This is a genomic window from Aquincola tertiaricarbonis, assembly GCF_023573145.1.
GTDB lineage: Bacteria > Pseudomonadota > Gammaproteobacteria > Burkholderiales > Burkholderiaceae_C > Aquincola > Aquincola tertiaricarbonis_B.
Genome location: NZ_CP097636.1, coordinates 2,295,544 through 2,314,355, shown reverse-complemented (window position 1 = coordinate 2,314,355; position 18,812 = coordinate 2,295,544). Strand labels below are relative to the sequence as shown.

At 70.4% G+C, this 18,812-nt stretch carries 13 protein-coding genes; 5 read left to right on the top strand and 8 right to left on the bottom strand.

Going from position 1 to position 18,812, the window contains the following annotated elements; all coding sequences use genetic code 11:
- Positions 1-2: 2 nt before the first annotated feature.
- On the bottom strand, positions 3-1,697 hold the full coding sequence (locus MW290_RS25010) for a transglycosylase SLT domain-containing protein (protein WP_250197058.1): 1,695 nt from the start codon (positions 1,695-1,697) through the stop codon (positions 3-5).
- Positions 1,694-2,479, bottom strand: coding sequence for a hydroxyacylglutathione hydrolase (gene gloB, locus MW290_RS25005; protein ID WP_250197057.1), 786 nt, complete (start codon positions 2,477-2,479; stop codon positions 1,694-1,696). The genes MW290_RS25010 and gloB overlap by 4 nt, the downstream gene beginning before the upstream one ends.
- 83 nt (positions 2,480-2,562) lie before the next feature.
- Here gloB and MW290_RS25000 point away from each other — a divergent pair, with 83 nt between their 5' ends.
- Both MW290_RS25000 and MW290_RS24995 read left to right on the top strand, forming a co-directional pair.
- Positions 2,563-3,405 (top strand): class I SAM-dependent methyltransferase, encoded by an 843-nt coding sequence (locus MW290_RS25000; RefSeq protein WP_250197056.1) that lies wholly within the window; start codon positions 2,563-2,565, stop codon positions 3,403-3,405.
- Positions 3,406-3,457: 52 nt separating this feature from the next.
- Positions 3,458-3,907, top strand: a complete 450-nt coding sequence (locus MW290_RS24995) for a ribonuclease H family protein (protein ID WP_250197055.1) — start codon at positions 3,458-3,460, stop codon at positions 3,905-3,907.
- A gap of 1 nt (position 3,908) precedes the next feature.
- Here the strand turns inward: MW290_RS24995 and MW290_RS24990 are convergent, their stop codons facing one another.
- The 5 genes from MW290_RS24990 to MW290_RS24970 form a co-directional block, all read right to left on the bottom strand.
- Positions 3,909-4,424, bottom strand: coding sequence for a GNAT family N-acetyltransferase (locus tag MW290_RS24990; RefSeq protein ID WP_250197054.1), 516 nt, complete (start codon positions 4,422-4,424; stop codon positions 3,909-3,911).
- Positions 4,421-5,029 (bottom strand): molybdenum cofactor guanylyltransferase MobA, encoded by a 609-nt coding sequence (mobA, locus tag MW290_RS24985; RefSeq protein ID WP_250197053.1) that lies wholly within the window; start codon positions 5,027-5,029, stop codon positions 4,421-4,423. The genes MW290_RS24990 and mobA overlap by 4 nt, the downstream gene beginning before the upstream one ends.
- Before the next feature lie 197 nt (positions 5,030-5,226).
- Positions 5,227-6,348, bottom strand: a complete 1,122-nt coding sequence (gene moaA / locus MW290_RS24980; protein ID WP_250197052.1) for a GTP 3',8-cyclase MoaA — start codon at positions 6,346-6,348, stop codon at positions 5,227-5,229.
- An 87-nt stretch (positions 6,349-6,435) separates the two neighbouring features.
- Positions 6,436-8,289, bottom strand: coding sequence for an asparagine synthase (glutamine-hydrolyzing) (gene asnB / locus MW290_RS24975; protein WP_250197051.1), 1,854 nt, complete (start codon positions 8,287-8,289; stop codon positions 6,436-6,438).
- 1 nt (position 8,290) lies between these two features.
- Entirely contained in the window at positions 8,291-8,929 is a 639-nt protein-coding gene (locus tag MW290_RS24970; RefSeq protein WP_375142852.1) for a C40 family peptidase, read from the bottom strand.
- Positions 8,930-9,155: 226 nt separating this feature from the next.
- Here MW290_RS24970 and MW290_RS24965 point away from each other — a divergent pair, with 226 nt between their 5' ends.
- From MW290_RS24965 to MW290_RS24955, 3 genes are all read left to right on the top strand, one after another.
- Entirely contained in the window at positions 9,156-11,099 is a 1,944-nt protein-coding gene (locus MW290_RS24965) for a propionate--CoA ligase (RefSeq protein ID WP_310740127.1), read from the top strand.
- A gap of 76 nt (positions 11,100-11,175) precedes the next feature.
- Positions 11,176-15,060: a M3 family metallopeptidase gene (locus MW290_RS24960; RefSeq protein ID WP_250197049.1), complete on the top strand. Its 3,885-nt coding sequence runs from the start codon at positions 11,176-11,178 to the stop codon at positions 15,058-15,060.
- Positions 15,061-15,202: 142 nt separating this feature from the next.
- A complete protein-coding gene (locus tag MW290_RS24955) occupies positions 15,203-16,747 on the top strand; it encodes a methyl-accepting chemotaxis protein (protein WP_250197048.1) in 1,545 nt (514 codons plus the stop codon).
- Positions 16,748-16,876: 129 nt separating this feature from the next.
- On the opposite strand, the gene MW290_RS24950 is transcribed toward MW290_RS24955, so the two are convergent.
- The gene (locus tag MW290_RS24950; RefSeq protein ID WP_250197047.1) at positions 16,877-18,652 is read right to left on the bottom strand and encodes a PhoH family protein; all 1,776 of its coding nucleotides are present in this window, start codon (positions 18,650-18,652) and stop codon (positions 16,877-16,879) included.
- Positions 18,653-18,812: the final 160 nt, after the last annotated feature.

Sequence of the window (18,812 nt, the reverse complement as noted above, 5' to 3'; positions counted from 1 at the left end):
GTTCAGCGGCGGGCGGTGCCTGCAGAGGCTTCGGCCACCTTCACGCTGCTGCGCGCCTTGCCGTTGTCGCTCTTGGCCACGCGGGTGGTCTTGGCGGTCTTGCTGCGGGCCGGCGCCGCCTTGGCCACCTGCTTGCCACCGCCCTTGACCTGGCGCGTGACCACGGCCGCGATGGCCTTGCTGCTGGGCTTGACCGTCTTGGCCGCCGAGGCGGTGCGCGTGACCGGCGCCTGGTTGGGCACGTAGACCACGATCTGGCTGCCCGGCTTGAAGCGCGCGCCGGCACCCACGTCGTTCCATTGCGCCACCTGCGAGGCCGGCACGCCATAGCGCTTGGCCACCGCCGCCACCGTCTCGCCCTTCTTGCCGGCTTTCAGCGCCACGCGGCGCAGCGGCGGCACGTCGGGCGCCAGCAGCATGGCCGCGTTGTCGGCCACATGCACCGGCACGTCGCTCTGGCGCTGCGGGCTGCGCGGCACCAGCAGCGTGGAGCCGGCCTTGACCACCATGCGCGGCGGAATGCGGTTGATCTCGCGCAGATCGGCCTCGCTCATGCCCACCTGCTGCGCGGCGTCGGCCGGCTTCATGGTCTTGGGCACCACCCAGGCCGTCCAGGTGGCCAGCGGGCCTTCATGGCGGCGCAGGTTGTGCAGGAAGGCGTTGGCGTTGTCGTAGGGCAGCAGGATCTGCGGCGTGCCGGAGGCCAGGATCACCGGCTTGTTCATCTGCGGATTGAGGTCCGCGAAGTCGGACGCCGACATGCCGGCCAGCTTGGCCGCCAGCGCCACGTCCATGTCGCGCTCGATCGGCACGCTCAGGAAATACGGGTGGTTTTCCAGCGGCGGCAGCTTGAGCGCGAAGTCGCCCGGGCGGCTGACGATGTTCTTGACCGCCTGCAGCTTGGGCACGTAGTTGCGCGTCTCGTCGGGCATGCGCAGGCTGAGGTAGTCGGTCGGCAGGCCGGCCTTCTGGTTGCGTGCGATGGCCCGCTGCACATTGCCTTCGCCCCAGTTGTAGGCGGCCAGCGCCAGGTGCCAGTCGCCGAACATGTTGTGCAACCGCTCCAGGTAGTCCAGCGCGGCGCGGGTGGAGGCCAGCACGTCGCGGCGGTCGTCGCGGAACAGGTTCTGCCGCAACTCGAAGTCGCGGCCGGTGGCGGGCATGAATTGCCACATGCCGGAGGCCTTGGCCACCGACATCGCCTTGGGGTTGAAGGCGCTCTCGATGAAGGGCAGCAGTGCCAGCTCGGTGGGCATGCCACGCTTTTGCAGCTCTTCGGTGATGTGGAACAGGTAGCGGCCGCCGCGGCTGGTCATGCGCTCGACGTAGTCGGGCCGGGCGGCATACCACTGCTCGTGCACGCGCACATGGTCGGTATCGAGGTCGGGCATGCCGAAGCCATTGCGCACGCGCACCCACAGGTCGGCGCGCGAGGCTTCGTCGTTGATGTCGATCTTGACCTCGGGCCGCAGCGGGTCCACCGGGGCGCCCGCGGCTTCGGCGGCGGGCGGCTGGGCCGGCGGCGTGGGCACCGAGACGGCCTGCGGTGCGGGTGTGGCGGGGGCCGGGGTGGTAGCGGCGTCGGCGGCGCTGTTGCCGTTGCCGGTGGGCGGCACCGTGGTGGCGCAGGCGGTGAGCAGGAGGGAGGCGGCGAGGGCGATCAGGCCCTGGGCTTTGCGGGGTTGTGGCGGAGTCATCGGAATTGGTTCTTCCATTCACGCAGCGTGGCGAAGACCGCGACCGGCGAGGCGTCGGCCGCCCCCTGGTCGCGTGCGGCGCGCACCACGGCCGGAGCCTCGCTGCGCAGGAACGGGTTGATCTCGCGTTCGAGCGAGACGGTGGAGGGCAGCGTCGGCCGCCCCTCGGCGCGCTGGTGCTCGCACCAGCGCAGGTGGTCCAGCAACGCGGCATTGCCCGGCTCCACGGCCGCGGCAAAACGCAGGTTGGACAAGGTGTATTCATGCGCGCAGCACACCCGGGTGTCGCCGGGCAGCGCGGCCAGCTTGGCCAGCGACTGGTGCATCTGCGCCGGTGTGCCTTCGAACAGGCGGCCGCAGCCGCCTGAGAACAGCGTGTCGCCGCAGAACAGCACCGGTGCCTGGCCCACGCCCTGGCGCAGCAGGTAGGCGATGTGGCCGGCGGTGTGGCCGGGCACTTCGATCACCTCGAAGCGCAGGCCCATCAGCGTGACCACGTCGCCTTCGGCCACGCGGGTGACGGGCTCGGGCAGGCGCTCGGCGCGGGGGCCGAACAGGGGCAGGGGATCGGTGGCCGGCAGCCGTGGCCGCAAGGCGTTGACGCCGCCGACATGATCGGCGTGGTGGTGCGTCACTAGAATGCCGGCCAGCTCGAGGCCCCGCGCATCGAGCGCCGCCTCAACCGGCGCAGGGTCACCCGGGTCGACGACCAGGGCCTGGCGGCCGTCGTCGATCATCCAGATGTAGTTGTCGGAGAAGGCGCTGAGGGCTACCAGGTTCATGCGTGGGGGTGGCTACCGCAAGTGCGGAATTATAGAAAGCCGATCCCCCGTGAAAGCCTTTGCAGAACGCCACTTTACATACGATGCTTAATGTGCCGGATCACGATCGGCTCGTGGACTGGCTGGACACGCCGCCGGGGCGCTACCTGCTGGCCTGGGAGCAGGACCGCCTGGACCGCGCGGTGGTCGACCTGTTCGGCTTCCATGCGCTGCAGCTGGGCCTGCCGCAGCTGGACACGCTGCGCGCCAACCGCATGCCGCATCAGTGGCTGGCCACCGACCAAGCGGCGCCCCAGGCCGAGCCCGGCGGCGAGCCGCTGATCGCCACGCCGCCGCGCCAGGTGGCGCTGCACTGCGACTTCGATGCGCTGCCCTTTCCCAGCCAGAGCATTGACCTGGTGGTGCTGCCGCACACGCTGGAATTCGCCCGCGACCCGCACCTGACGCTGGCCGAGGTGGAGCGGGTGCTGGTGCCCGAGGGCCGGGTGGCCATCCTCGGCTTCAACCCGGCGGGGCTGTGGGGGCTGCGCCAGCGCATGGGGCGCATCCGCCGCGGGCTGGGTGGCAAGGGGCCGCTGTACCTGCCGCAGTCGCCCGACCTGATCCACTACTGGCGGCTGCGCGACTGGCTGCGGCTGCTGAGCTTCGAGGTGGAAGGCGGCCGCTTCGGCTGCTACCGGCCGGCGCTGCGCTCCGAGCGCTGGCTGGAACGCTTCGGCTGGATGGACGGCGTGGGCGACCGCTGGTGGCCGGTGCTGGGCTCGGTGTACTTCCTGCTGGCCGTCAAGCGCGTGCGTGGCATGCGCCTGGTGGGGCTGGCGCGGCGCCAGAAGGTGGCGCGCGCCGGCGCCCCGGCGGTGGCGGCGCGCCGGCAGCCGGCGCTTCATCAACAACCTGATCTTTCCCGGAAAACGAACAAGACATGACCCGACAGAACCTGCCCACCTCGAGCGCCGCATCGGCCACCGGAGCCGCCGCATGAAGTGGGTGGCCTACACCGACGGCGGCTGCGCGCCTTCCAACCCCGGCCCGGCGGGCTGGGGCGTGGTGCTGATCGCGCCCGATGGCGTGACCGAAAGCGACCATTACGGCTTCATCGGCCCCGGCACCAACCAGATCGCCGAGCTGACTGCGGCCATCGAAGGCCTGTCGCGCGTGCCCGAGGGCGCGGCGGTGGAACTGGTGTCCGACAGCCAGTACGTGCTCAAGGGCATCAGCGAATGGCGCGCCGGCTGGGAGCGCAAGGGCTGGCGCAACTCCAAGGGCGAGCCGGTGGCCAACCTGGCGCTGTGGAAGCGCCTGTTCGCGCTGGTGGACGCCCGCCGCGTGAGCACCCGCTGGGTGCGCGGCCACAACGGCGAGTCGTACAACGAACGGGCCGACGCGCTGGCCAACCAGGCGCTGCGCTTGAAAGCGAGCAGCAGCTGAGTCAGGTCTGCTGCAGCGGCAAGCGCATCAGCAGCTTGTCGAACAGTTGCCCGTCGGCCAGGCGCACCGCCTCCGGCAGGCAGCCGTAGGTCTGGAAGCCGGCGTCTTCGTACAGCCGCACCGCGGCCTCGTTGCCGCGGGTCACGCTGAGCGTGAGCTGCAGCAGGCCGCCGTGCTGGCGCGCCCGGGCCACGGTGGCGGCCAGCAGCTGCCGGCCCAGGCCGCGGCCCTGGTGGGCGGGCGCCACCATCATCGCCACCAGGTGGCCCAGGTGGCGCTCCTTGAGGCGCGTGGGAATTTCGCAAGTCAGCGCGCCCACCAGCTCGCCAGCGGCTTCGATGCCCAGCGTGAAACCGCCATCACCCGCGCGCAGCCGGTCGGCATAGCTGTCCGCCGGGCGCAGCCGTGCGCTCTCGGCGTCGGAGGTGAAGGCCTGCGGAAATGCGGCCAGCATCTCTTCGCGCAGCCGCTTGTAGGCCGGTGCGTCGGCGGGTTGCAGCAGGCGCAGTGCGGTCACGTCTGCGCCCAGCGGGCCAGTTCTTCCGGCGTGTTGACGTTGACGAAGGCGGTGGCGTCGCCCGGCTGATCGAAGGGCAGCATCACGCATCGATGGCGGCGGGCCCAGGTCTCGAACTTGCGGCCGCCGTCGTCCAGCCAGGCGGCCAGGTCGTCGCGCAGCGCGCAGCGCAGCAGGCTGAACACCGGCTGGGGCTGCGCCTGGCCGGTGGCAGGGTCGAGGGTGACCGGCATCACCACGTCCGCCTCGCCGGTCTCCTCGGCCAGGCGGGCCACCAGGTCGGGCGGAAAGTGCGGCCCGTCGCAGGGCACGCAGGCCAGCCAGGGCGTGGCGGCACTGCGCAGGCCGGCCAGCACACCCGCCAGCGGCCCGGCAAAGCGGTCGTCGGCATCGGGCCACACCGGCCAGCCCCAGGCGGCGTAGGCGTCGAGATGGCGGTTGGCGTTGATGGCGACCGCGGCCACCTGCGGCTGCAGGCGCTGGGCCGCCCGCAGCGCCAGCGGCTGGCCGCCGAAGGGCTGAAGGCCCTTGTCCACCCCGCCCATGCGGCGGGCCAGGCCGCCCGACAGCACCAGGCCTGTCACTGCCCGGCGATCGATCTTCATGCGCTGCTCCGGGCCGAGCGCCGGGCCGCCCCAAGCCGGCCCGGACCCCCTCGGGGGGTGGGCCGATGTACCCATCGGACCGGGGGCTGACAGTTGATCTTCATGCGCTGCTCCGGGCCGAGCGCCGGGCCGCCCCAAGCCGGCTCGGACCCCCTCGGGGGGTGGTCCGATGTACGCATCGGACCGGGGGCTGACAGTTACCCACCGATGTAGTGCATCTCGACCTTGCGCTCGGCAGAACCCATATCCGCCGGCATCTGCGCCCGCAGCACCGAGTACTGGTCCTCCCGCACGCCCCAGGCGCTGGCGATGGCGGCCGACAGCTGCTCGTCGCTGGCGCCGCCGCGCAGCAGCGCACGCAGGTCGTGGCCGCGGCTGGCAAACAGGCACAGGAACAGCTTGCCTTCGGTGGACAGCCGGGCGCGGTTGCAGTCGCCGCAGAAGGCCTGGGTGACACTGGAGATCAGCCCGATCTCGCCGCTGCCGTCACGGTAGCGCCAGCGCTCGGCGGTTTCGCCGGTCTGGCTGGGGGCCAGCGGCTCCAGCGGATGCGCCGCATCGATGCGGGCCAGCACCTCGGCCGAGGGCAGCACATGGTCCATGCGCCAGCCGTTGGTGCTGCCCACGTCCATGTATTCGATGAAGCGCAGCACCACGCCGCTGCCGCGGAAGTGGCGCGCCATCGGCACGATCTCGTGGTCGTTGGTGCCGCGGCGCACCACCATGTTGACCTTGATCGGCCCCAGGCCCACGCGCTGCGCCGCCTCGATGCCGGCCAGCACGTCGGCCACCGCGAAGTCGACGTCGTTCATGCGGCGGAACACCGCATCGTCGATCGCGTCCAGGCTCACCGTCACCCGCTGCAGGCCGGCGTCCTTCAAGGCCTGGGCCTTGCGCGCCAGCAGCGAGGCATTGGTGGTGAGCGTGATGTCCATCGGTTCGCCGTCGGCGGTGCGCAGTTCGGCCAGCATGGCCACCAGGCGCTCGACGTGCTTGCGCAGCAGCGGCTCGCCGCCGGTCAGCCGCAGCTTGCGAACGCCATGGGCGGCGAAGAGGCGCGCCAGCCGGGTGGTCTCCTCGAAGCTGAGCAGGGCCTCCTGCGGCAGGAAGCGGTGGTCGCGGCCGAACACTTCCTTGGGCATGCAGTAGGCGCAGCGGAAGTTGCAGCGGTCGGTGACCGAGATGCGCAGGTCGCGCAGCGGCCGGCCCAGCGCGTCGGACAGCAGGCCGTGGGGCGCGGCCAGCGCGGCGGGTGGCAGCGTGGCCTGCAGCGGCGCCGTGCGGCGCAGGTCGGCGATGGGAAACACCTTGTCAGCCATGGCGCCGATTGTGCCGGGGCGGGCGCCAGGCACGGCCCGGCGAAAACGCCGATCCGGCAGGGGCTTTGCCCGCCGGCCGGTGCAGCCCTACTGCAGGTAGTCCAGCAGCTCGGCGTGGGCGGGCGGTCGGCGGCCGCCTTGCTCCACCTGGATGCGGTGCCACAGCGCGAAGTGCAGCACCGCCGACAGCGCTTCGGTGTGGGCGCCGGTCTGCTGCTGCACCTCGATCAGCCGGGCCACGCCGGCCGGCTGCAGCCACTGCTGCACCGCGGCGTTGCGGGCCAGCGCGGCTTGCAGATGCTTGAGGAAATCGCCGCTCAGCAGCCAGTGCATGGGCACATGGAAGCCCTTCTTGGGCGTGAACAGCGCGTCGTGCGGCAGGTGGCGCAGCCCCCAGCGCCGCAGGAAGTGCTTGCCGATGCGGCCCTGCACCTTCCAGGCGTCGGGCAGCGAGAGGCCGAACTCCACCACCCGGTGGTCGAGGAAGGGCACCCGGCCCTCGATGCCGAAGGCCATCAGGCTGCGGTCGGCCTTGACCAGCAGGTTGTCGGGCACGGCGGTCATCAGGTCGCCGTGCTGGCTGCGTTGCAGCGTCGTCCAGTTGCGCGGCGTGGCCTGCCACGCTTCGATCTGCGGCTGTCGAAAGCCACCGCTGGCAGCCTGCAGCGCCGGGCCGAACACCGCCTGCTGCCACGCACGCGGCCACAGGCTGCGGGTGCGAAAGCCACCCGAACCCGGCGAGCGCAGGCCGGCCAGCCAGCGCTGCAGCGCCGGCCGGCGGTATCGGCCGTAGCCGGCAAACACCTCGTCGCCGCCTTCGCCGGTGAACACGATCTTCAGCGACTGGCTGGCGCGTTCGCCCAGGGCCAGGGTGGGCAGCACCGCGTGGTCGCGCATCAGCTCGTCGGTGGCCCACACCGCATGCGGCAGGCGGCGCCACAGGTCGCCGGGGGCCAGCCGCAGCGCGGTGTGGCGGGTGCCCAGGCGGGCGGCCACGGCCTCGGCGGCGTCCAGTTCGTTGCGGCCGGCCTCGGCCGCGTCGTCGGTGGCGTAGCCCACCGAAAAGCTCTCGATCGGCTGGCCGTGCATGCGGGTGAGCAGCGCGCACAGCAGGCCCGAATCCACCCCGCCCGACAGCAGCAGCCCGAACGGCACGTCGGCTCGCAGGTGCTCGGTCATCACCTGCTCCATCAGCGCGGTGAAGGCTTCGTCGGCCTCTTCGGCGCGGGTGCTGGCGGGCCAGGTGCGCAGCGGCGCCTCGGCCAGCGACCAGTAGCGCTCGCGGCGGATCTGCAGCCCGTCTTCTTCGATCACCAGCGCATGGCCGGGCGGCACCCGCATCACGCCTTCGAAGGCGGTAGCTTCGCCGCCCTGGAATTCATGCTCGAAGAACTGGGCGATGCCGTCGGCCACCAGCGGCGGCGTGTGGCCCAGCAGGGCCAGCACCGCGCGCAGCTCGGAGCCGAAGACCACGCAGCCGGCGCCACGGGCGTAGTACAGCGGCTTGATGCCCAGCCGGTCGCGTGCCAGCACCAGGCGGCGGCGCGCCGGGTCGTGCAGCGCGGCCGCGAACATGCCGTTCAGCCGCGCCAGGCCGGGCACGCCGTGCACCTGGTAGGCCTGCAGCAGGGCTTCGCAGTCGGAATGGCTGCGCGGCTCGGGCTCGCCCCGGCGACGGAACTCCTCGCGCAGCTCCACGTGGTTGTAAATTTCGCCGTTGACCACCGCCTGCAGCCCGCTGGCGGCCGACTGCAGCGGCTGGTCGCCGCCGGCCAGGTCGATGATGGCCAGCCGGGTGTGCACCAGGCCCACGGGGCCTTGCTGGTGGATGCCGTGGCCGTCGGGGCCGCGGTGGTGCAGGGCGGCGACGGCGTCGGCCAGCCGCTGCTGCTGTGCAGGCGTCAGTGTGCGATCAGCGATGACCCCCGCCAGCCCGCACACGTCAGGGGGCGGTGTTGCCCTGGACGGCGGAGCGCAGGTTCTGGATGCTTTGCTGGACCTTCTGCTCCAGCTGCTCCACCTCGGGCGCGCGGCGCGCGCCGGTGAAGCGCTTGGCCCAGTAGCTGGCGCCCATGTCTTCGATGCGCACTTCGCCGCCGGGGCGGGGCGCATGGATGAACTTGCCTTCACCCACGTAGATGCCCACGTGCGAGAAGGTGCGGCGCATGGTGTTGAAGAACACCAGGTCGCCGGGCTTGAGCTCGGTGCGGGCCACCTGGAAGAGGCCCGGCTCCTTGGCCTGCTCGTCGGCGCGGCGGGGCAGCACGCGGCCCACGCTCATCTCGAACACCTGGCGGGTGAAGCCGCTGCAGTCGAAGCCTTCCTGCTCGCTGTTGCCGCCGCGGCGGTAGGGCACGCCCAGGAAGTTCATCGCCGACATCACCAGGTCGGAGGTCTTGTCCCGCACCGTCTGCACCATGGTGGCGCTGGAAGCGGGCAGCAGGCCACGCTCGATCAGCAGCGCGGTCACCGGGTCGGACGACGGGACGGCCGCGGCCGCAGGGGGCAGACTGGCGGCGGTGTTGCCGCTGCCGGTGCCTGCAGCCAGGGTGTCGGGCGCCGCCTGGCTGGCCGTGGCCACGCAAAAACATGCGATAGCGCAAAGTTTGGCGAGGCGAAAGGGCACGGATTGGGGGGTAGGCGGCGTCACGGGGCGCGACTTTAACACCGGGTTGCGCCTGTTCCGCAACAGAAAAAACAAGGTTTTCAAGGACTTATCGCATGCGATGAAAGCTCATGCACAGGTGCCGTCGGCCGAACGCGCGGGCGCGGCCTCCCTCCACCGGGGGAGGTGGCCAGTCAGTGGCATGTCAGCGCCTGTGGCTGAAATCACCACACAACCGAGACAGGAGACAAGGATGACCTATGCCGACTACCACCGCCGCTCGATCCAGGAGCGCGACAGCTTCTGGGCCGAGCAGGCCCGGCTGATCGACTGGCAGCAGCCGTTCACCCAGGTGTGCGAGCACGACCGGCCGCCGTTCGCCAACTGGTTCGTCCGCGGCACCACCAACCTGTGCCACAACGCGGTGGACCGCCATCTGGCCGGGCGCGGTGGGCAGAACGCGCTGGTGTGGGTGTCCACTGAGGTCGACCAGGAACGGCTGATCACCTATGCCGAGCTGCACCAGGAAGTGCAGCGCATGGCGGCCATCCTGCAGGCGCAGGGCGTGGGCGCCGGCGACCGGGTGCTGATCTACATGCCGATGATCCCGGAGGCGGTGTTCGCGATGCTGGCCTGCACCCGCATCGGCGCCATCCACTCGGTGGTGTTCGGCGGATTCGCCAGCGTCAGCCTGGCCAGCCGCATCGACGATGCGCAGCCCAAGCTGGTGGTCAGCGCCGATGGCGGCTCGCGCTCGGGCAAGGCCATCGCCTACAAGCCGCTGCTGGACGAAGCCATCCGCCTGGCCGCGCACCAGCCCGAGAAGGTGCTGATGGTGGACCGCGGGCTGGCGCCCTTCGAGCGGGTGGCCGGCCGCGACCTGGACTATGCACAGGAGCGCACCCGCCACCTGGATGCGCAGGTGCCCTGCACCTGGGTCGAGTCCACCCACCCCAGCTACACCCTGTACACCAGCGGCACCACCGGCAAGCCCAAGGGCGTGCAGCGCGACACCGGCGGCTATGCGGTGGCGCTGGCCACCAGCATGCGCGACATCTTCCAGGGCCGGCCGGGCGAAACCCTGTTCTGCACCAGCGACATCGGCTGGGTGGTGGGCCACAGCTACATCGTCTACGGGCCGCTGATCAGCGGCATGACCACCATCCTGTACGAGGGCCTGCCCACGCGGCCCGATGCGTCCATCTGGTGGCAGCTGGTCGAGCGCTTCAAGGTCACCACCATGTTCAGCTCGCCCACCGCGGTGCGGGTGCTCAAGAAGTTCGATACCGCCGCGATGAAGCAGCACGACCTGCGCTCGCTGCGCGCGCTGTTCCTGGCCGGCGAGCCGCTGGACGAGCCCACCGCCACCTGGATCAGCCAGGCGCTGGGCTGCCCCATCATCGACAACTATTGGCAGACCGAGACCGGCTGGCCCATCCTGGCGCTGGCCAACGGCGTGGAAAAGCAGCGCAGCAAGTTCGGCAGCCCCGGCCTGCCGGTGCCCGGGTATGACGTCAAGCTGGTGGACGAAGCCACGGGTGAAGACATCACCGCGCCGAATCAGAAGGGCGTGGTGGCCATCGAGGCACCGCTGCCGCCCGGCTGCCTGCAGACGGTGTGGCGCGACGACGCGCGCTTCGTCAAGACCTACTGGCAGAGCGTGCCCAACCGCCTGGTCTACAGCACCTTCGACTGGGGCGTGCGTGACGAGGACGGGTACTTCTTCATCCTCGGCCGCACCGACGACGTGATCAACGTGGCCGGCCACCGGCTGGGCACCCGCGAGATCGAGGAGAGCATCAGCAGCCACCCGGCGGTGGCCGAGGTGGCGGTGGTGGGCGTGGCCGATGCGCTCAAGGGCCAGGTGGCGGTGGCCTTCGCGGTGCTGAAGGACCCGACGCAGGCCGCCACGCCCGAGGCCGCGCTGAAGCTGGAAGGCGAGGTGATGAAGCGGGTGGACGAGCAACTGGGCGCGGTGGCGCGGCCGGCGCGGGTGCGGTTCCTGTCGGCCTTGCCCAAGACCCGCTCGGGCAAGCTGCTGCGCCGCGCGATCCAGGCCGTGTGCGAAGGCCGCGACACCGGCGACCTGACCACGCTGGACGACCCGGCGGCACTGCAGCAACTGCGGGATGCGATGCGCAACTGAGGCGCAACCGGGCGGCACGAGCCGCCATTCAACGCAGCCGTACCATGCAGCCTCGCAAAACTTGTCGAGGCTGTGCATGTTTCAGCAGACCTGGGTGGCCACCGCCGCCGCGCTGATGTTCACCTTGGGGGGCGCCACCATGCCCTCGCTGGCCACGGCGGCCGAAGCGGTCTCCGCTTCCCCGGCGGCGATCCCGGCCGCCACGCCCACCCCTGCTGCCAGCAGTGCTGGCGTCCGCCCGCGCATCGAGAAGGCGGCCGACCTGCCGCGCTTCACCTACCCGGTCAGCGGCTCGCTCGAGCCCATCGTGCGCGATGCGGCCCGCTTCGCACCGCTGGCCGCCGCCATCCGGCGCGACACCGAATCGGTGCTGGCCGGCTACGACATCCCGGACAAGGCCACCCGCCGCGACCTGATCGGCCTGCTGGCCGCGCTGGACTACCTGGACGGCCGCTACGACCAGGCGCTGGCCCGGGCGGAGCAGGTGAGGGCGCTGCAGGACAAGCCGGCCGACAAGCTGCTGTCCGGCCTGCGGCTGCGGGCGATGGCCCAGGCCGCCAAGCAGCACGGCCCGCAAGGTGAGGCCTTCCAGCGTGCGGTGGCCACGCAGATCCGCCGCGAGCTGGACGCGATGCCGTATGCGGTGATCGAGAACGACATCAAGAGCGCCAAGATGGGCGTGGAACTGGTGGGTGAGGCGCTGGTGCTGGGCCGCGTGCGCGAGGTGATGCAGCCCATCGTCGACAAGAGCGGCGTGCTCAGCTCCGACTTCGCGCCGGGGCTGGTGAATGCGCGCCTGTCGCTGCTGGCGCTGCTGCCGCTCAAGGCGGTGCTGACCGAGACGTACATCAGCTACCTGGCCGCGCACCAGGTGCAAAAGCCCGACATTTGGGCCGCGCGCGACGTGACGCTGACGCCGGCCCAGATCAAGCAGCCGGTGACCATCGCGGTGTGGGACAGCGGCGTCGACACCGCGCTGTTCGGCAGCCAGGTGGTGAAAAACGCGCAGGGCCAGCCGGCCGTCATCGCCTTCGACAAGTACTCGCGCCCCGCCACCGGCGAGCTGATGCCGATTCCTCAGGCGCTGCAGTCTCAACTGCCGCAGATGAAGGCGCGCACCAAGGGCTTTTCCGACCTGCAGTCCAACATCGACAGCCCGGAAGCCAGCGAGGTCAAGCGCTACCTGTCCACGCTGCAGCCCGACCAGTACAAGGCCGCGGTGGAGCAAATCGGCCTGGCCGGCAACTACGAGCACGGCACCCACGTGGCCGGCATCGCGCTGGCCGGCAATCCGGGTGCGCGCCTGGTGGTGGGCCGCATCGAATTCGGCTGGACGCTCAAGCCCGACCCCTGCCCCAGCCGTGAGCAGGCCGAGCGCGATGCCCAGGCCTCGCAGGCTTATGTGGACTATTTCAAGCAGCAGGGCGTGCGGGTGGTCAACATGAGCTGGGGCGGCAACGTCAGCGCCATCGAGAACGACCTGGAGCAATGCGGCTTGGGCAAGACGCCCGAGGAACGCAAGGCCACCGCGCGCGAGCTGTTCGAGATCGGCAAGACCGCGCTGACGCGGGCCTTCGCCAGCGCACCCGAGATCCTCTTCGTCACCGCGGCGGGCAACAGCAACAGCGACGCCAGCTTCGTGGAAGACATTCCCGCCGGCATCGTGCTGCCCAACCTGTTGACGGTGGGCGCGGTGGACCGTGCCGGCGACGAGGCGCCCTTCACCAGCTACGGCCCCACGGTGAAGGTGCATGCCAACGGCTACCAGGTGGAAAGCTTCCTGCCGGGTGGCGACCGGGTGGCGCTGTCGGGCACCTCGATGGCCTCGCCGCAGGTGGCCAATCTGGCCGGCAAGCTGCTGGCGGTGAACCCGGCGCTCACGCCGCAGCAGTTGATCAACCTCATCGTCGGCACCGCCGAACGCACGCCCGATGGCCGTCGGGTGCTCATCGACCCGAAGAAGGCGCTGGCTGCGGCCCAGGCCTTACCCAGCACAGCAGTGAGCACAGCAGCGACCACAGCCGCAGCGGCCGTGCCCGCGGCCGGCGCGGTCGACTTTCCGCGCTACCAGACCGTGGCCCAGGTGCAGCAGGCCTGCGACAGCGGCCTGGCCGGCGCCGGCCAGCGGCTGAAGGCGCTGGAGCAGCGGCCCGCCGACGGCGGCTGGCTGGCCGCCGCCGATGCGCTGAACGCCTACATCGAAGACCAGTACTACCCGATCGGCTTCCTCTCGAACGTGCACCCCGACAGCGCGGTGCGCGATGCGATGCAGGCTTGCGAGCAGCGCTGGCAGTCCTTCTATTCCAGCTACGGCCTCAACGAGAAGATCTACCGCGCGCTGAAGGCGCTGCCGCCGGGCGATGCGATCGACCAGCGCGCCCGCGCGCTGGCGCTCGAAGGCTTCGAGGATTCGGGTGTGGCGCTGCCGGCCGCGCTGCGGCCGCAGGCCAAGCGCTTGAACGACCGCATCGGCGAGCTGGGCCTGGCCTTCGACAAGGCGGTGCGCGACAACAAGACCCGTGTGCGCTTCACGCCTGACGAGCTGAAAGGCGTGCCCGAAGCCAACTGGAAGAACGCGCCGCGCGATGCACAAGGCCGCGTGGTGCTGGGCCTGGACACGCCCAGCTACCTGGCGGTGCTGAACAACGCCGAGTCACCCACCGCGCGTGAACGCATGTACCGCGCCAAGCTGACCGAAGGCGGGCCGGCCAACCTGAAGCGCCTGCAGCAACTGGTGGCGCTGCGCACGCAGTACGCGGGCCTGTTCGGCTACAAGAGCTACGACGACTTCGTGCTGCGCCGGCGCATGACCGGCAGCCTGGAACGCACCCAGGCCTTCCTGGACGAAGTGAAGGCCGCCGTCACCGCCCGCGAGCGGGCCGACGTGGAGGAGCTGCGCGCCGCCAAGGCCGCGCACACCGGCCGCCCGCTGGCCGAGACCAAGGTGGACCGCTGGGACGTCTTCTTCTACACCGAGCGGCTGCGCCGTGAACGCTACAGCGTCGACCAGGAAGCCTTCCGCCCCTACTTCCCGCCGCAGGAGAGCGTGCGCTTCGTGATGAAGGTGGCCGAGCGCATGTTCGGCGTGCGGCATGAGCGCATTCCAGGCGCCGAGCTGTGGCACCCCGACGCCCAGGCCTGGGCGGTGGTCGATGCGCAAAGCGGCCAGCGCCTGGCCACGCTGCTGATCGACCTGTACCCGCGCGACGGCAAGTACAACCATGCGGCGGTGTGGCCGCTGCGCGGCGTGTCCACCGCCAGCGGCCGGCAGCCGATGGCGGCGCTGGTGGTCAACCTCGACCGCCAGGGCCTGTCGCTGGAGGAGATGGAAACGCTGCTGCACGAGTTCGGCCATGCGCTGCACAACAACCTCAGCCAGACCCGCTACACCGCACAGGCCGGCACCTCGGTGCTGCACGACTTCGTGGAGGCGCCTTCACAGATGCTGGAAGACTGGGTGTACGACCCCGGCGTGATGGCGCTGATGCAGGAGGTGTGCAGCGACTGCAAGCCGGTGCCCGAGGCGCTGCTGCGCCAGGCGCGCCAAGCGCGTGACTACGGCAAGGGCATCACCTACGCCCGCCAGCATCTGTACGCCGCCTACGACCTGGCCTTGTACGGCCCGCGCCCCGGCCAGCAGCCGGTGGACCCGCAGGCGTTGTGGGCCCGGATGGAAGGCGCCACGCCCGTCGGCCACGTCAAAGGCACCATGCTGCCGGCCAGCTTCGGCCACATCGCGGGTGGTTACGCCGCCGGCTATTACGGCTACCTGTACAGCCTGGTGGTGGCCATGGACCTGCGCACCGCGTTCGAGGGTCACCGCCTCGACCCGGCCGTGGGCCAGCGCTACCGCAGCACCGTGCTCGCCCGCGGCGGCGAAGTGCCGCCGCTGGAACTGGTGCGCGGGTTTCTGGGGCGGGACACCAATGCCAAGGCGTTTTTTGACGACCTGAAAAGGTGAGTGGCGGACCGGCCCGCGCGCAAAAGTCAGAAAGTGTGAGCACTAATCACATCTGGTGATTTCTGATCGCGCTGCCGGCTCAAGCCGACGCACCCTCATCCGAAAGCGCGCCTGAACACCCGTGCCGGTTGGGGGATCCGCCATGTCCATGTCCTTGCGTCTGAAACTGTTCGCCATCGCCTTGCCGGCGCTGGCGTCCACCTTGCTCGTGGCCTGGCTGGGCGTGCACCAGCTGGGCACGCATGACGACGCAGCCCGCCGCGTGTTCGTGGCCAAGGACGTGGTGGCCGACATCCTGCCGCCGCCGATGTACCTGATCGAGATGCGCCTGGTGCTCTCGCAGGGCGTGGAGCAGTCCATGCCGCCGCAGGAGGTGCAGCAGCAGCTCCAACGGCTGAAGCAGGAGTACGACGCCCGCGTGCAGCACTGGCGGGCCCACCCGCCCTACGGCCTGGAGAAGGACCTGCTGGGCGCCCAGCACGAGGCGGCGCAGGCCTTCATCCAGAGCGCCGAACGCGAGGTGCTGCAGCCGCTGCTGCGTGGCGAGGTGGCCGCAGCGCGGCAGGGGCTGTTGGCGGCGCATGCGCTGTACCTGCGCCATCGCCAGGGCGTGGACGCCACCGTGGTCTCGGGCAATCGCTTTGCGGCCGACACCATGGCCGAGATCGACGCGCTCGCGCCGCAGGTCAAGTGGTTGATGCTGGGTGCCACCCTCGTGCTGCTGGCCCTCTCGGCGCTGCTGTTCCACCGTGTGTCGCGCCGCGTGCTGCGCCAGGTGCGCCAGGGCGCCGACTTGGCCCGCGCAGTGGCCGATGGCGAGCTGCTGCGCCGCCGGCACACGCGTACCCGCGACGAGATGGGCCAGTTGATGGGCGACCTCGACCGCATGACCGGCAACCTGTCGAACATGGTCGGCCAGATCCGCGGTCAGGCTGCGGGCATCGCGACCTCGGCGGAGCAGCTGCAGCGCGGCAACCAGGACCTGCAGGAGCGCAGCAGCCATGCCGCCGAGGGCGTCAACGCCACGCTGGCGGCCGTGACCGCCATGGCCACGACGCTGGCGCAGACCAGCCACCTGGCCGACGAGGCCCACGCGAAGGTCGCGCGCGCCTCCGAGGTGGCCAGCCAGGGCGGCGCGGCGGTACACGAGGTGGTCAGCACCATGAACGACATCCAGGCGGCCAGCCAGCGCATCAGCGACATCATCGGCGTGATCGACGGCATCGCCTTCCAGACCAACATCCTGGCGCTCAATGCCGCGGTGGAAGCCGCACGCGCCGGCGAGCAGGGCCGCGGCTTCGCGGTGGTGGCCTCGGAAGTGCGTTCACTGGCGCAGCGCTCGGCCTCGGCCGCCCGCGAGATCAAGGACCTCATCGGCAACAGCGTGGCCAAGGTGGAGCAGGGCCATGGCATCGTGCAACGCGCCGGCACCACCATCGAGCACGTGGTGCAGGAAGTGCAGGGCGTGCATCGGCTGATTTCGGACATCAACCAGGCCGGGCGCGACCAGCAGCAGCGCATCCAGGAGGTGATGCTGGCCGCCGAGTCGCTGGACCAGGCCACCACCCGCAACGTGGGGCTGGTGGACGACACCTCGGCCGCCGTGCGCTCGCTGGGTGAGCGGGCCAGCCAGCTGAGCGAGGTGGTGGCGCGGTTCAAGCTGGGCGAGGATGCCGCTGACCGGTAGGTCCTTGCGGTGGGCCCGGCCGGCCTGCCTGCGTGGCCGGGCCGGAATGGAAAATGCCCTGCAACTCACGTTGCAGGGCATCGTCTTTCAGGCCCTCGGGCCCGTCGTCAAGCCGGGGCGTTCAGCGCCTCACAGCACCTCGGACGCAAAGTCCGCCAGGCGTGAGCGCTCGCCGCGGGCCAGGGTCACGTGGCCCGAGTGCGGCCAGCCCTTGAAGCGGTCGACCGCGTAGGTCAGGCCGCTGGAGCCTTCGGTCAGGTAGGGCGTGTCGATCTGCGCCAGGTTGCCCAGGCAGACGATCTTGGTGCCCGGGCCGGCGCGGGTGATCAGCGTCTTCATCTGCTTGGGCGTCAGGTTCTGCGCCTCGTCGATGATGACGAACTTGTTGAGGAAGGTGCGCCCGCGCATGAAGTTCAGGCTTTTGATCTTGATCTTGCTGCGCACCAGGTCGTTGGTGGCGGCGCGGCCCCATTCACCGGCGCTGTTGTCGCTGCGGGCCAGCACTTCCAGGTTGTCGTCCAGCGCGCCCATCCACGGGCTCATCTTCTCTTCTTCGGTGCCCGGCAAAAAGCCGATGTCCTCTCCCACCGGCACCGTCACGCGGGTGACGATGATCTCGGTGTAGCGGCGCTCGTCCATCACCTGGGCCAAGCCGGCGGCCAGCGTCATCAGCGTCTTGCCGGTGCCGGCGGTGCCGGTCAGGGTGATGAAGTCGCACTCCGGGTCCATCAGCAGGTTGAGCGCGAAGTTCTGCTCGCGGTTGCGGGCGGTCACGCCCCACACCGCGTTCTTCTGGTGGGTGTATTCCTTCAGCGTCTTAAGTACCGCGGTCTTGCCGGTGATCTCGACCACGCGGGCGTACAGCGGCACCGCGCCCGGCGACTCCAGGTACACGAACTGGTTGATCAGCAGCGCCGGCACCATGGGCCCGGCGATTCGATAGAAGGTGTGGCCGCTTTGCTGCCAGCTCTCCATCGTCTTGCCGTGGCGCTCCCAGAAATCGGCCGGCAGCTGCAGCACGCCGTTGTAGAGCAGGTCGCCGTCTTCCAGCGTCTTGTCGTTGAAGTAGTCCTCGGCCGGCAGGCCCAGCGCGCGGGCCTTGACCCGCATGTTGATGTCCTTGGACACCAGCACCACGTCGCGGTCGGGCATCTGCTCGCGCAGGCCCTGCACCACGCCCAGGATCTGGTTGTCGGCCTTGCCCTGGGGCAGGCCGGCCGGCAGCTTCACGTCCAACAGCGTGGTCTGGAAGAACAGCTTGCCGCCGGCTTCCTTGTGGCCGGTCTTGGCCAGCGGAATGCCGGCCTTGGCATCGGCCAGGCCTTCGGCGCCGGCCAGCGCATCGAGCTCGCGGCTGACCTGGCGCACGTTGCGCGAGACCTCGCTCATGCCCTTCTTGTGGCCGTCGAGTTCCTCGAGCGTGATCATCGGCAGGTAGATGTCGTGCTCGTCGAAGCGGAACAGGGAGGTCGGGTCGTGCATCAGCACGTTGGTGTCCAGCACGAACAGCTTGGCCGGGCCGGTGTGCTTGGGCTTGCGCGGCTTGGGTTGGGGCGCGGGGCGGTCGGCGGCGCGCGGGGTCACCGGGGCGGCCTGGCGGGCGGTGACGGCGGGCAGGGCGGGCGCGGCGGGTGCAGCCGGCTGTGCCGGCTTGCGCGCCGGGGTACGGGCGGCCGGCGTGCCGGCGGGTGCGCTGCGGGCCGTGGCGGGCGCGGGCGCCGCAGCGGGCTTGGCCGCCGGTACGTCCAGCGGTTCCTGGCTGAAGAGATCCAGCACCGCGGGGGCCACCTCGGCCGCGGTGGGTTGTTTGCTGGCGCGTTTGCCCGTTTTCGGGGCGGCCTGCGAATCGAAGTCGGCGGGAGCGAGAACGGCTGCTTTGCGGGTCGGCGGCTTGGGCAGGGGCATGGGCGGTGGGCTTTTCAGGCTCGTAGAAACGACAAAGCCGCGCAGGGGCCTGCGCGGCTTTGGCGGGATTCGGACGCGTGGTCGCTACAACTCACGAACATGAACCCATTATGCGCTGCCGTGGATGACAGCCCGGCTCGGCCGGGCGACACGGCAGAAG

Excerpts from the sequence above, each read along its gene's own strand:
- moaA (WP_250197052.1), bottom strand. The coding sequence starts at position 6,348 with ATGGCTGACAAGGTGTTTCCCATCGCCGACCTGCGCCGCACGGCGCCG.
- mobA (WP_250197053.1), bottom strand. The coding sequence starts at position 5,029 with ATGAAGATCGATCGCCGGGCAGTGACAGGCCTGGTGCTGTCGGGCGGC.
- MW290_RS24950 (WP_250197047.1), bottom strand. The coding sequence starts at position 18,652 with ATGCCCCTGCCCAAGCCGCCGACCCGCAAAGCAGCCGTTCTCGCTCCC.
- gloB (WP_250197057.1), bottom strand. The coding sequence starts at position 2,479 with ATGAACCTGGTAGCCCTCAGCGCCTTCTCCGACAACTACATCTGGATG.
- MW290_RS24960 (WP_250197049.1), top strand. The coding sequence starts at position 11,176 with ATGTTTCAGCAGACCTGGGTGGCCACCGCCGCCGCGCTGATGTTCACC.
- MW290_RS24955 (WP_250197048.1), top strand. The coding sequence starts at position 15,203 with ATGTCCATGTCCTTGCGTCTGAAACTGTTCGCCATCGCCTTGCCGGCG.
- MW290_RS25000 (WP_250197056.1), top strand. The coding sequence starts at position 2,563 with ATGCTTAATGTGCCGGATCACGATCGGCTCGTGGACTGGCTGGACACG.
- MW290_RS24965 (WP_310740127.1), top strand. The coding sequence starts at position 9,156 with ATGTCAGCGCCTGTGGCTGAAATCACCACACAACCGAGACAGGAGACA.
- MW290_RS24995 (WP_250197055.1), top strand. The coding sequence starts at position 3,458 with ATGAAGTGGGTGGCCTACACCGACGGCGGCTGCGCGCCTTCCAACCCC.
- MW290_RS25010 (WP_250197058.1), bottom strand. The coding sequence starts at position 1,697 with ATGACTCCGCCACAACCCCGCAAAGCCCAGGGCCTGATCGCCCTCGCC.